Genomic DNA, 13,785 nt, shown 5'->3' on the forward strand with positions numbered 1-13,785 from the left:
TCGCCGACGGCATCCTGATGTGCCGCCAATGCCACCTGCTAATCCACAACAACGGGTGGAAGATTCTCCGCGACGGCACCACCTACTTCGCCGTCCCACCACCCGAGATCGACCCGGAGCAGAAACCGATCCCGCTGCGCAGCAAGTCCGCGCTCGCCCGCGCCCGACGCCGCGCAGCCGCAGCCGCGGAGCCCACGATTGGGGAGACCAGCACAGACGCGACAGAACCAGGATCCGCCCCCGCTGTGACCATCGCGCACATCGACGTAACCGCAAACGGTACGGAGAATACTCACACCGCCGATGCCGATGCCGACCCCGGGCCGCCAGACGCGGCGACGCCCCAGGATTCGCCACGGTGGTCGCCAGCAGATCCCACCGATCCGGGTTAGAGGGCGGGACTCGCGGGCCCCCGCCAGCGATCTAAGGTGGAAGGCGTGAAATCCAGCCTGAGATCGAGAGAACTGAGCACCTGGATCGACCCCGAAGTCGCCTTCCTCACCCTCTTTGCCACATCACCCCGCGCGTTCTGGCTCGACAGCGGAGTCCACGCTTCCACTGGATACAGCTATCTGGGAGACGGGGCAGAACTTCTCACGGCCTGTGTGCCCGAAGGGTCAGTCACCAGGTCGACGACAGTTCGCGACGGAATCGACCTGGCAGTCACCACAACGCACTCCACGATTTTCGACGCGTTGCGAACCGAACTCGCAGAGGAAAGCGCCCCTCCCGCCGTCGAGAACGCTGGCGCAGGACTCGTGCAACACGTCCCAGCGGGGGAGTTCTCGCCCGGGTGGGTCGGTTGGATCGGCTACGAAGCCGGCGCGGACACCTGCGGAACCCCCGCTCATCTCTCGCGCTACCCGGATGCCGCGTTTCTCCGCCCCGCCCGGATGCTCGTCTTCGACCACACCGCGCGAACCGTGACCGCGGTCGAACTGGCTGAGGCGGCAACGGAGAAGCACTTCGATTGGCTGACCCGCCTCTCCGATGCGACACCCGCCCTGCCGCCACCGGTGGCCGAGCCGCGCGCAGCCCGCTGGCGCCACACAGCTCCCACATATTCGGCACTCATTGAGGCTGCCCAGGAGGAGATTCAGCGTGGTAACGCGTACCAGCTCTGCCTGACCAACGAGGTTCTGGTCGACGGCGACTTCGATGCGGTCGACGTCTACCGCCGCCTGCGGCACGCAAGCCCCAGCCATCACGGCGGCTTGATTGTTGTTGACGGAATCGCCCTCGTCAGCTCGTCGCCCGAGCAGTTCCTTCGGGTCACCCCAGACGGAACGGTCACAACCCGTCCGATCAAAGGCACGCGTCCACGCGGAAGCACACCGGAGCACGACGCCCTGCTCGAGGAGGAACTTCTCGGCAGCGAGAAGGAACGTGCAGAAAACCTGATGATCGTCGACCTCATGCGCAACGATCTCGGTCGGGTCGCGGTTACCGGCAGCGTCGCGGTGACCCAGCTCCTTGCCGTGGAGAGTTACGCCCAAGTGCATCAGCTCGTCAGCACCGTCACCGCCCGGCTCGCCGACGGAGTGAGCGGTGTGGATGCCGTCGAGTCCGCGTTCCCCGCCGGGTCGATGACCGGTGCGCCGAAGATCTCGGCGATGACCATTCTCGACCGGCTCGAGGCTGGCCCACGCGGTGTTTACTCCGGCGCATTCGGATACGTCGGAGCAGATGGCGCCGTCGACCTTGCGATGGTGATCCGCAGCATCGTGATTGATTCATCCGGTGCATCGATCGGAACCGGCGGGGGGATCACCGCTCTCTCGGTCGTCGACGAGGAGATTGACGAGACGCGGGTGAAGGCAGCCGCACTTCTCGCCGCGCTGGGCGCATTGCAACAGCAAGTAGGCTAGATCGTTGGACCGCGGGTGTCGCGGAATATGCGCACCCGGCAGTCTTTCCCCGCTTATGAATGAGAGCCACGTGTCACACGACGAGCAGACCCAGGTCGGACAGAAGTACGATTTCGCCGCTATCCAGGAGAAGTGGCTTCCGGTGTGGGACCGGATCAAGCCCTTCGCGACGGACGACGAGAGCGACAAGCGTCCGCGCAAGTATGTCCTCGACATGTTCCCGTACCCCTCAGGCGACCTGCACATGGGTCACGCTGAAGCATTCGGCCTTGGTGACGTCGTCGCCCGGTACTGGCGCCAGCAGGGTTTCAACGTGTTGCACCCGATCGGCTGGGACTCCTTCGGCCTCCCTGCGGAGAACGCCGCGATCAAGCGAGGCATCGACCCCCGCGGCTGGACGTACGACAACATCGCGCAGCAGAAGTCGAGCTTCCGGACATACGCGCCCTCCTTCGACTGGGATCGAGAGATCCACACCTCCGACCCCGAGTACTACCGCTGGACGCAGTGGCTGTTCCTCAAGCTCTACGAAAAAGGCCTGGCGTATCGCAAGGCAAGCCCCGTCAACTGGTGCCCATTCGACCAGACCGTGCTGGCGAACGAGCAGGTCGTTGACGGCTACTGTGAGCGGTGCGGCAACCTCGTCACGAAGAAGAAACTCACCCAGTGGTACTTCCGCATCACCGATTACGCCGACCGCCTGGTCGACGACCTCAAGCAGCTCGAAGGTGCATGGCCGTCAAAGGTCATGAGCATGCAGCGCAACTGGGTTGGGCGTTCCACCGGTGCTGACGTCAACTTCGTCATCGAGGGCAAGGCAGATCCGGTCGCCGTCTACACGACGCGCCCCGACACCCTCTACGGTGTCACCTTCATGGTTGTCGCCGCCGACTCTGAGCTGGCCGCAGAACTGGTCGCCGACGCACCGGATGCCACACAGGCCGCGTTCGCGGAATACGCGGATCGGGTCAAGGGTGAGACCGACATCGAACGCCTCAGCACCGAGCGGGAGAAGACCGGAGTCTTCCTCGAGCGGTACGCCATCAACCCGCTCAACGGTGAACGCCTGCCGATCTGGGCCTCAGACTATGTGCTCGCCGACTACGGGCACGGCGCGATCATGGCCGTGCCTGCTCACGACCAGCGTGACCTCGACTTCGCCCGTGCGTTCAACCTGCCGGTTCGAGTCGTCGTCGACACGAACCAGCCCGTCACCGGCGCGATTCCCGTCCTCGTGGACGGTGAACTGCCCGATGACCTGCCGCCGGCGGACCCACAGGTCACGGGAGAAGCGCTGGTCGGCCCCGGCCGCCTGATCAACTCCGGCCCGTTCAACGGCCTCAGCAAGAACGCGGCGATCACGAAGATCACCGACGCCCTCACGGCATCCGGGCTCGGAGAAACCGCGAAGAACTACCGCCTCCGCGACTGGCTGATCTCCCGCCAGCGCTACTGGGGCCCGCCGATCCCGATCATCCACTGTGACGCCTGCGGTGAAGTTCCTGTGCCGGAGGACCAGCTCCCCGTTGAACTGCCGGCGGCCGAGGGCCTCGACCTCCAGCCGAAGGGCACCAGCCCGCTCGGTGCCGCAGAGGACTGGATCAATGTGCCGTGCCCGCGCTGTGCTGCACCAGCCAAGCGGGACTCCGACACCATGGACACGTTCGTCGACAGCTCCTGGTACTACCTGCGCTACCTCAACCCGAACTCAGACACCGTCGCGTTCGACCCGGCCCTCGCCGAGAAGTGGGCGCCTGTCGATCAGTACGTCGGAGGCGTCGAGCACGCCATCCTTCACCTCCTCTACTCCCGGTTCATCACCAAGGTTCTCTACGATCTCGGTTATTTAGGCTTCACCGAACCCTTCAGCTCTCTGCTCAACCAGGGCATGGTTCTCATGGACGGCGCCAAGATGTCGAAGAGCAAGGGCAACCTCGTCGAGTTCGCCAGCGAACTGGCCACCTACGGCGCCGACGCGTTGCGCGTCACCCTCGTCTTCGCCGGACCGCCTGAGGATGACATCGACTGGGCGGATGTCTCCCCGGCCGGATCCGCGAAGTTCCTCGCGCGGGCATGGCGGGTCGCCCAAGACGTGACGAGCGAACCCGACGTCCTGTGGAAGACCGGGGACCCGGCGCTCCGCCGCATCACCCACCGTTTCCTCGCTGAGGCGCCAGGGCTCGTCGAATCGTTCAAGTTCAACGTCGTGATCGCCCGGCTGATGGAACTCGTCAACGCGACGAGAAAGGCCATCGACACCGGTGCGGGCCCGGCGGACGCCGCAGTGCGCGAGGCCGCGGAGGTCACCGCAGTCGCCCTCAACCTGTTCGCGCCGTACACGGCCGAGGACATGTGGGAGATGCTCGGCTATGAGCCCGCCGTCGCCCACGTGACCTGGCGCAAAGCCGACCCGAGCCTTCTCGTTGAGGAATCGGTGACCTGCGTCGTGCAGGTCGACGGCAAGGTCCGGGACCGCCTCGAGGTGTCGCCGAAGGTCTCCACCGACGAACTGGAATCGCTTGCCCGCGCCTCCGCTGCCGTGCAGCGGGCGGTCGGTGACCGGACCATCGTCAACGTCGTCGTTCGCGCTCCACGAGTCGTGAGCATCGCCACCAAGCCGTAATGCTCGTGCCCGCCCCTGCACAGGGGCGGGCACCCACCCGGTTCTCCACGGCACGCCAGCCGGACGCCGGAGTCGCCGGCGAACGGTCTTGACTCGACGTCATGGCCAGGCACGCTTCCGCGCGGTCGTCCGGAGCGGCATCCGGTCTTCCAGTGACCCTGGCGACGCGCCGACCCGCTGGCGTCCGGTTCGGTGTCGGCGCGCTCCTCGTGCTGTTGCTCGGCGGGCTGGTCACCGCGATCCTGGTCTCTCTGCTCGGTGCGACGGGCCAGGCCCGACCGCTGCCTCCGACCGCCACGACCGGCGTCGACGAGGAGAGCGGCGCTGCACTGTACGTCCACATCCTCGGGGAGGTGGTCACTCCAGGCGTTTACCAATTCCGCGACGGTGATCGAGTGGTTGACGCCATCGCCGCGGCTGGTGGATTCACACCAACGGCTGACCCGCAGACGGTGAACCTTGCCCGTTTCCTCAGCGATGGCGAACAGATTCTGGTGCCCGTCCAGGGTGCCGCGCCGCCGACATCCGTTCCAGGGCTGGGGGTACCGGCCGGCAAGGTCAACATCAACACGGCGTCGATCGCCGAACTCGACACGTTACCGCGGCTCGGGCCCGCCATGGCCGAACGGATCATCGCCTGGCGTGAGACCAACGGCCGGTTCAGCAACGTCGACGACCTGCTCAACGTGCCCGGCATCGGCAACAAGACGTTCGAGTCTCTCAAAGAGCTGGTGACCGTGTGACCCCGGCACACCGCCTGGTGCCGCCGGCAGTGGCAGCCTGGATCACGGCGTGCATCGTTGTCGGGTTCCCGGATGCCGCGTGGCCGGTCGCCGTCGCGGGTTTCGTGTGCACGGGCGGATGCGCGACGGTCGCCGTCACCCACCCGCGCCGACACTCGGTCGCGCCACGGATGAGGTCTGCATGGTGGGGGATGGCCACCGTCGTGCTGCTGGCCGTGTCGCTCGCTGCCACCGCCGTGGCCGCTCGCGAAGAAACGCGGTCTCCGGCGATGCTCCGGGAAGCGGCGGAGGCCGGACGAGCGGTCACCGTTCGGCTGGCAGTGTCGGAGAAGTCCGTGGTCGACGATGATCGGGGAGGCTCGCTGTGGGACACGTCGGCGAACGACCAGTCGGTTGATGACCCAGGCGACGCGAATTCTGAGACCGCGCAGCGGATTCATGGCACGGTGACCGAGGTGGATTTTGGGGATTCCCGTGTCTCCGTTTCGGTTCCGGTCGTCCTCTTCGCCACCGTCGCGGGGCAGCAACCGGTGCCCATCGGCTCGGTGATCGAAGCGGACGCTGCCCTGCGCGGGACGGAGCAGGGCGACGCTGCTGCCTTTCTCCTGTTCGCCCGACGGCCGGCGATCCTGGTCGAGGGTCCGCCGTGGTATCTGGCCTGGGCAGGCGACATGCGCACCGGACTTGTGGACCTGTCCGCCGAGCTGCCGGGCGGAGGCGGTGAACTGCTCCCTGGGCTCTCCACCGGAAACACGACAGCGGTGAGCGACGAGCTCGACCAGGCGATGAAGAGCAGTTCGCTGAGTCACCTGACCGCGGTCTCCGGCGCGAATTGCGCCGTCATCGTCGCCATACTGACCCTGCTCCTCGCCGCGCTTGGTGCGCCACGCTGGCTCCGGATCACCGGGGCTCTCGCCGGGCTCGGCCTTTTCGTCGTACTTGTGACCCCCGAGCCGAGCGTCGTCCGCGCGGCTCTCATGGCACTGGCGGTGCTGCTGGCCCTTGGCGCCGGTCGGCCGGCTGCCGGGCTGCCCATCCTGAGCCTTGTCGTTCTCGTCGTCGTCATCGGTGACCCCTGGTTGTCCCGCACATACGGTTTCGTGCTCTCCGCCCTTGCGACCGGCGGACTGCTGCTCCTCACCCGCCCGCTCACCCGAATACTCTCCGCCTGGGTTCCGCGCCCGCTGGCCGCGGCCTTCGCTCTGCCGCTCGCAGCGCAGTTGGCGTGTCAGCCGGTCCTGATCCTGCTCACCCCCACCATCCCCGCACTGGGCGTGCCAGCCAACCTCCTTGCGGCGCCTGCCGCACCGGTTGCCACCCTGCTCGGGCTCGGAGCCTGCATCCTCGCTCCCGTCCTGCCTCCGGTGGCCGTCATTCTGGTGTGGCTCGGCTGGATTCCGGCGACCTGGATCGCCGCGATCGCAACAACGGTGCACGGGCTGCCGGTCAACCGCCTGCCGTGGTTGCCGGGCGCGGAAGGCGCGCTCCTTCTCGCCGTCTTGACAGCGATTCTTCTCGTCGCGGTCCACTCAGCGCTTGCCGGGCGGAGCACGACTGCTGCCCTCTGCGCCGGGGCGCTCGTGGTGGCCGGCGGGGCGTATGCCGGTAGCGTCGCCGGTTCACGGATCGCCCCGGCTCTCTCGATGCCCGCCCACTGGACACATGCGGCCTGCGACGTCGGTCAGGGCGACGCCATCCTCGTCCGCGATGGGGGAGCGGTGGCTCTTCTCGACACAGGACCGGATGCCGCGCGACTGACCGCCTGTCTGGACGCACTGTCGATCGACCGATTGGATCTGCTCGTTCTTACCCATTTCGACCTCGACCATGTGGGCGGAGTCCCGGCGGTGATCGGACGGGCCGGCCTCGTACTCGCCGGGGAACCGCAGAACGCGTCGGACGAACACACCCTTGCCGATCTTGCAGCCGGAGGCGCCAGCATCCGTCGTGCCACCGCCGGGCTGAGCGGAACCCTCGGCCAGTCGCACTGGCGGGCACTCTGGCCGCCTCCCCGTGCCGGCCCGGTGTGGACCGGCAACGCCGGTAGCGTGACGCTGGTTTTCGAAACGTCCGACGGCATCCGCTCGTTGTTTCTCGGCGACCTCGATCAGAGTGCCCAGGAGCGGATCCTCGAAGAGCACGCTCTCGGCGGCCCGGTCGACCTCGTGAAGATGGCGCACCACGGGTCGGCAGACCAAAGCGACCGGATGTACGAAGAGGCCGGCGCACGACTGGCGCTCATCCCCGTCGGCGCAGAGAATCGCTACGGTCATCCGACCGCGGCCGCACTCGGCCTGCTCGAGGCGGCGGGCACGGCGGCGTTCCGCACCGACACCTGCGGGATGATCGTCGTCGGCGGTCTGGCCACCGGGCCGGTGGTGTGGACTGCTCGGCCCTGCTGACGCGCCCGGCGTCGGCGGTCGCCGGTAGGCTTGAGGTGTGAGGACGGTGGACTGTGGCAGCTGCGCGTAGCACGACAACGGCGAAAGCAGCCGCGAAGGTTGCGATTCCGCAATTGAGTTGGAACGCCATCCGCCCGGCGCCGATCGTGCTGGTCTCCGGCACGCAGGGATTCCTCGCCGATCGGGCGATCCGGATGCTCCGCGACTACCTCCGCGTCGAAGACCCGAGCCTCGAAGTGAACGACATCGAAGCGGACAGCTACGCCCCCGGTGAACTGATCACCCTTGCGAGCCCCTCTCTGTTCAACGAACCCCGGATGATCCGTGTGACGAACGTGGAGAAATGCTCAGACGAGTTCCTGTCCGAGGCGCTGTCGTATCTCGAATCTCCGGCGGAGGGCGCATACGTCGTGCTTCGCCACGCAGGGGGAGTACGCGGCAAGAAGCTTCTCGACGCGGTGCGCGCCTCCAAGGCGACGGCGATCGAAGTCGTCTGTGCTGAGCTCAAGAAGGAAAGCGACAAGTACGACTTCGCCGCGGCCGAGTTCAAGACGGCGGGCAAGGCGATCCGCCCTGCCGCCCTCCGGGCAGTGGTGTCCGCGTTCGCCGATGACCTCGCCGAACTCGCGGGGGCGTGTGCGCAACTGATCGCCGACAGCGGCTCAGAGGTGACCGAAGCCACGGTCACCCGTTACTACGGCGGGCGGGTCGAAACCAACGCCTTCGCCGTCGCCGACGCAGCCATCGCCGGGCGATACGCCGAAGCCCTCGTCGGCCTTCGTCACGCGCTCGCATCCGGTGCCGACCCGGTGCCGATCGTCGCCGCTTTCGCCAGCAAGCTCCGTACGATGGCGAAGGTTCAGGGTGGGCGGGGATCCTCCGCCGACCTCGCCCGTCAGTTCGGCCTCGCGCCCTGGCAGGTCGACCGGGCACGGCGAGACCTCGCCGGGTGGACTGACCGTGGCCTTGGCCGGTGCATCCAGGTTCTCGCTGACACCGACGCCAGCGTCAAGGGCGCCGGCCGCGACCCGGTCTACGCTCTCGAACGCATGATCCACACGATCGCACGCCGCGGCCGCTGAAAGGCGCGTTAACCACCACAGGCCCCGCCGAAGCGGAGCCTGTGGTGAAAAAGAGAGTGCTGCTTAGAGCGAAGCGACCTTCTTGGCGAGAGCCGACTTGCGGTTCGCTGCCTGGTTCTTGTGGATGACGCCCTTGCTCACGGCCTTGTCGAGCTTCTTCGCGGCGGTCTTCAGGGTGGACTCAGCCTGCGCCTTGTCGCCGGCGAGGATGGCTTCGCGAGCCTGGCGGACGACAGTCCGGAGCTGGCTCTTGATCGCCTTGTTGCGCTCCGTTGCCTTCTTGTTGGTGCCGATTCGCTTGATCTGCGACTTAATGTTTGCCACGTTTGATAGCTTTCCGTTGTATTTCGAATGGGATGTGCCACTGGGCGAGAGAGGGCGCTTCGCGGCGAAAATCGTGCGGGGCAACCCACACGCAAGTCAGGGAGTAACGATACCAGTTCCGGTGCCATTCTCGGAAATCTGCGGCGAATCGACAGCCAGCGCTCTCGCGGCATCCGTCACCGCCCGGGTGAACTCCTCCGGTTTGACGAGGCTGACCAGGTGCGTCGCCCGTGGCACGACAACGACGGATGCGTCGGGTCGCGCCGTGAGGAAAGCTCGCTGGGAGAGCCGGAAATGATCGAATCCGCCCATGACGAACCACACGGGACCCGGGTAGCGGCGGAGCCCGTCGAGCGGGTCGAGCGTGCCGACGGCTTTCAGCGTGCTGTCCATCACGTCGAGCGCTACGCCACCTGCCGACATGTCAGCCACAGCGTCGGCGGGGAGAAAGCGGCGCGCCATGGCGTCGTTCAGCCACGCTCCGCGGTCGGGGAGCCGGTGGATGACTCGGGCGAGCGCCCGGTAACCCCACAGCCCGACTCCGCGGGGAAGCGTCTGGCAACTGGCCGCCACGAGCCCGGTCACCCGACCGGGGAACCGGCCGGCGTAGTGGATGGAGAGGTAACCGCCGAGCGACAGGCCCACCAGGAGAACCGGGCCCCGATGGCGCGAGACGGAGTCGTCGATCGCCGACATCGCGCCGTCGATCGTGAACTCCTCACCGATCCGCGAGCCATGGCCGGGAAGATCGGGAGCGTCCACGTCGAATCCGGCATGCCTGAGGTCCTCCACCTGACGCCGCCACATCGTTCCGGACGTGCGAATGCCGTGAACGAGCACGATCGCGGGCAGGCGGGCCATCCTGTCATTGTGCCACCGGCATCCGACCGGGTCGATGGGCGAACTCACCCGGTGGCGGTTCATGGGACAATAGGGAGTTAGTCCGTCCCCACCCAGCTACAGACCCCTGAGGAACGCGTGAGCCCCAAAGCTGCGAAGGCACTCGAGCCTGCCGCTACCGACCCGTCGTTCATCCGCAACTTCTGCATCATCGCGCACATCGACCACGGTAAGTCGACATTGGCCGACCGGATGCTGTCGGTCACCGGTGCGGTCGCCGATCGCGACATGCGCGCCCAGTACCTCGACCGGATGGACATCGAGCGCGAACGCGGCATCACCATCAAGAGCCAGGCGGTGCGGATGCCGTGGGAACTCGATGGACAGACCTACGCGCTCAACATGATCGACACGCCTGGGCACGTCGACTTCACCTACGAAGTGTCCCGCTCGCTCGCCGCCTGCGAGGGAGCGATCCTCCTCGTCGACGCCGCCCAGGGAATCGAAGCGCAGACCCTCGCCAACCTGTACCTGGCGATGGAGAACGACCTCGAGATCATCCCGGTCCTCAACAAGATCGACCTGCCAGCGGCCGACCCGGAGAAGTACGCCAAGGAGCTCGCCAACCTCATCGGCGGCCGGCCCGAAGACGTGCTGAAGGTGTCAGGCAAAACCGGCGCCGGCGTCGAGGAACTGCTCGACCGCGTCGTCCAGCGCATCCCGAACCCGGTCGGCGACCCGAACGCACCCACCCGGGCCATGATCTTCGACTCGGTCTACGACACCTACCGCGGGGTCATCACCTACGTGCGGAAGATCGACGGGCACCTCAGCCCCCGCGAACGCATCCAGATGATGTCGACCCGAGCCGTCCACGAACTGCTGGAGATCGGCGTCAGCTCCCCGGAGCCCGTGCCCACCCAGGGCCTCGGCGTCGGTGAGGTCGGCTACCTCATCACGGGTGTGAAGGACGTCCGCCAGTCGAAAGTCGGCGACACCGTCACCACCGCGATGAAACCAGCCACCGTAGCGCTGCCCGGATACACCGACCCGAAACCGATGGTGTTCTCCGGCCTGTACCCGATCGACGGGAGCGACTACCCGGTTCTCCGTGACGCGCTCGACAAGCTCAAGCTTTCGGACGCTTCGCTCAACTACGAGCCGGAGACATCCGTCGCCCTCGGTTTCGGTTTCCGCTGCGGATTCCTCGGGCTTCTCCACCTCGAAATCGTCACCGAACGCCTCGAGAGAGAGTTCAACCTCGACCTCATCGCGACAGCGCCGAGCGTGACCTATGAGGTGACGACCGACGACAAGAAGACCGTCACGGTCACCAACCCGAGCGAGTTCCCCGGCGGGAAGATCGCGTCGGTCGAAGAGCCGATGGTCAAGGTCGGCATCCTCGCCCCGAAGGATTACGTCGGCACGATCATGGAACTCTGCCAGGGCCGCCGTGGCACCCTCCTCGGCATGGAGTACTTCGGTGAGGACCGGGTCGAGCTGCGCTACACCATGCCGCTCGGCGAGATCGTCTTCGACTTCTTCGACCACCTCAAAAGCCGCACCCAGGGCTACGCATCGCTCGACTATGAACCGTCCGGATCGCAGACCGCCGACCTGGTCAAGGTCGACATCCTGCTGCAGGGCGAACAGGTTGACGCGTTCAGCGCCATCGTGCACCGCGAGAAGGCATACGCCTACGGCCTGCTGATGACCGAACGGCTGAAGAAACTCATCCCGCGCCAGCAATTCGAGGTGCCGATCCAGGCCGCCATCGGCGCGCGGATCATCGCCCGTGAGTCTGTCCGCGCCATGCGAAAGGATGTTCTCGCCAAATGCTACGGCGGTGACATCAGCCGCAAGCGCAAACTGCTCGAGAAGCAGAAAGAGGGCAAGAAGCGCATGAAGATGGTCGGCAGGGTGGAGGTCCCGCAAGAGGCTTTCATCGCCGCGCTGTCCGGAGAGACCGAGACGAAAGAAAAGAAGTAGCGGATGCGGCGAAGCAACTTCGAGGACCAGCCGGTCGACTACGCAGCAGTCGGCGCCACTCAGGCGCACGACCTGATGCAGTATCCGCCGCGCGGGTTCACGCCGTTCGAGGCAACCACCCGGCTGGGAAGCGGTGTGGAGCGGTTCTCCGCCGCCTCGGCGTCGTTGCTCAGCTGGGAGATCCAGCGGCGCTCCGGTATCGATGTGCTCGACGTGAAGGCTGACTCGAGCCAGCGCTACGGTGGCATCCGCTATGACGAAGACGGGACGGCCCTCGAGCCGATCGCTGTGTCGACCGAGCAGCGATTCGCCGCTGACGGCACGCCGTACATCGCCTCCGGGTCAACGGCGCGACTCCGCGGACGGGTCGGGTCGTTCCATATGGATGAGCGCATCCGGATCGTCTTTGTTCTCGAGGAACCGACCGTCGTCGCTTTCGCCTATGGGACCGTCGGCGGCAACCGGGTCAGCGGCGAGGAACTCTTCCGGGTCGAACACCGCGAAGACGACTCGGTCTGGTTCAGCGTGCGCTCGTTCACCCGGCCGATTTCGCTCACGTACCGGCTGTTCCCGCCGATCCTGAAGCTGCGACGCAAGGCATTCACGACGGCGTACCTGCGGGCGCTGTCGCCGTTGTGGTCGAACCCGACGGCCTGACGTGCGCGCCTCCTCCCTCCGGCACCGCTGATGGCCGGCCCCCAGCTGATCGCCGATCCGGCACCCGTCGACGGTGCTCTGCCCGACTCTGTGCTCGACGGAGCCGAGGAGCGGATGCTGTCGGTGTACCTTCACGTACCGTTCTGCCGGGTGCGTTGCGGTTACTGCGATTTCAACACCTACACCGCGACGGAACTGCGTGGTGCGAAGCAGTCGGATTACGCCAGCGAGGCATCCGCCGAAGTCGCGTTCGCAGGGGCCACCCTGCGACGGACCGGACTGCCGGAGCGCCCCGCGTCGACGGTCTTCTTCGGCGGGGGAACCCCGACGCTGCTTCCCGCCGATGACCTCATCCGGATGCTCGATTCGGTCCGGACATCGATCGGGCTCGCCGCTGACGCCGAAATCACGACTGAGGCCAACCCCGACTCGGTCGACGCCGACTACCTGTCCACACTGGCTGACGCCGGGTTCACGCGTGTCTCCTTCGGAATGCAGTCGGCGGTTCCGCACGTCCTGGCGACACTCGAAAGAACGCACGACCCGGACCGCGTACCGCTCGTCGTCGAGTGGGCACGCCGGGCCGGCCTCCAGGTCAGTGTCGACCTCATCTACGGCACCCCGGGGGAGAGTCTCGACGATTGGACCCGGTCGGTCGACGCCGCCCTCGCGACGAACCCGGACCACCTCTCGGCCTACTCGCTGATCGTGGAAGCCGGCACAAAACTCGCCCGGCAGATCAAATCCGGTGTCGTCGCCCAGCCGGATGAGGATCTCCAGGCCGACATGTACGAACTGGTGGACGCCAAACTGACCGCGGCCGGATTCTCCTGGTACGAAGTGAGCAACTGGTCGACCGGGTCGGAATCGCGCTCGCGCCACAACCTCGCCTACTGGCGCAGCCAGGACTGGTGGGGAATCGGTCCTGGCGCGCACAGCCACGTGGGCGGCGTCCGCTGGTGGAACGTCAAGCACCCGGCTGCCTATGCCGGTCGGATGAGCGAGGGCCTGTCGCCTGGAGCGGGCCGAGAGACCCTCTCGACCGAGACCCGTGAACTGGAACGGATCCTGCTCCTCACCCGGACCCGGGACGGCATCCCGATCCCGACGCTTCCTTCGACGTCGCGTGTCGCCGTCGCCGGTCTGATCGCCGACGAACTCGTCAACGCGGAAGCCGCCCTGCGCGGTCGAGTGGAACTGACCCTGCGCGGGCGGCTTCTGGCTGATGCGGTGGTCCGCCGGCTGACAGTGTGAGCC

11 protein-coding genes are annotated in these 13,785 nt (G+C 66.5%); 9 read left to right on the top strand and 2 right to left on the bottom strand.

The window, feature by feature from the left end; genetic code table 11:
- From ACLQ62_RS15775 to holA, 6 genes are all read left to right on the top strand, one after another.
- On the top strand, positions 1–392 hold a 392-nt coding region (locus ACLQ62_RS15775; protein WP_411722579.1), incomplete at its 5' end, for a hypothetical protein.
- A 45-nt stretch (positions 393–437) separates the two neighbouring features.
- Positions 438–1,868, top strand: coding sequence for an anthranilate synthase component I family protein (locus ACLQ62_RS15780; protein WP_411722580.1), 1,431 nt, complete (start codon positions 438–440; stop codon positions 1,866–1,868).
- Between the two features lie 70 nt (positions 1,869–1,938).
- Positions 1,939–4,491, top strand: coding sequence for a leucine--tRNA ligase (gene leuS / locus ACLQ62_RS15785; RefSeq protein ID WP_411722588.1), 2,553 nt, complete (start codon positions 1,939–1,941; stop codon positions 4,489–4,491).
- A gap of 101 nt (positions 4,492–4,592) precedes the next feature.
- A complete protein-coding gene (locus tag ACLQ62_RS15790) occupies positions 4,593–5,234 on the top strand; it encodes a helix-hairpin-helix domain-containing protein (protein ID WP_411722581.1) in 642 nt (213 codons plus the stop codon).
- Positions 5,231–7,636: a ComEC/Rec2 family competence protein gene (locus ACLQ62_RS15795; protein WP_411722582.1), complete on the top strand. Its 2,406-nt coding sequence runs from the start codon at positions 5,231–5,233 to the stop codon at positions 7,634–7,636. Before ACLQ62_RS15790 ends, ACLQ62_RS15795 begins: the two co-directional genes overlap by 4 nt.
- A gap of 53 nt (positions 7,637–7,689) precedes the next feature.
- Positions 7,690–8,718: a DNA polymerase III subunit delta gene (gene holA, locus ACLQ62_RS15800; RefSeq protein WP_411722583.1), complete on the top strand. Its 1,029-nt coding sequence runs from the start codon at positions 7,690–7,692 to the stop codon at positions 8,716–8,718.
- Between the two features lie 63 nt (positions 8,719–8,781).
- Here holA and rpsT read toward each other — a convergent pair whose 3' ends face one another.
- Positions 8,782–9,042, bottom strand: coding sequence for a 30S ribosomal protein S20 (gene rpsT, locus ACLQ62_RS15805; RefSeq protein WP_297363248.1), 261 nt, complete (start codon positions 9,040–9,042; stop codon positions 8,782–8,784).
- 96 nt (positions 9,043–9,138) lie between these two features.
- Positions 9,139–9,903, bottom strand: coding sequence for an alpha/beta fold hydrolase (locus ACLQ62_RS15810; RefSeq protein WP_411722584.1), 765 nt, complete (start codon positions 9,901–9,903; stop codon positions 9,139–9,141).
- 117 nt (positions 9,904–10,020) lie between these two features.
- On the opposite strand from ACLQ62_RS15810, the gene lepA reads away from it, so the two are divergent.
- Genes lepA through hemW form a run of 3 tightly spaced genes read left to right on the top strand, consistent with a single transcriptional unit; the run spans position 10,021 to position 13,782 of the window.
- Positions 10,021–11,871, top strand: coding sequence for a translation elongation factor 4 (gene lepA / locus ACLQ62_RS15815; protein WP_411722585.1), 1,851 nt, complete (start codon positions 10,021–10,023; stop codon positions 11,869–11,871).
- 3 nt (positions 11,872–11,874) lie between these two features.
- Positions 11,875–12,528 (top strand): DUF1990 family protein, encoded by a 654-nt coding sequence (locus ACLQ62_RS15820; protein ID WP_411722586.1) that lies wholly within the window; start codon positions 11,875–11,877, stop codon positions 12,526–12,528.
- 30 nt (positions 12,529–12,558) lie between these two features.
- Positions 12,559–13,782: a radical SAM family heme chaperone HemW gene (gene hemW, locus ACLQ62_RS15825; protein WP_411722587.1), complete on the top strand. Its 1,224-nt coding sequence runs from the start codon at positions 12,559–12,561 to the stop codon at positions 13,780–13,782.
- The last annotated feature ends 3 nt before the right edge of the window (positions 13,783–13,785 follow it).

The sequence above is a fragment of the Mycetocola sp. genome, from assembly GCF_046716805.1.
Lineage (GTDB): Bacteria > Actinomycetota > Actinomycetes > Actinomycetales > Microbacteriaceae > Mycetocola_A.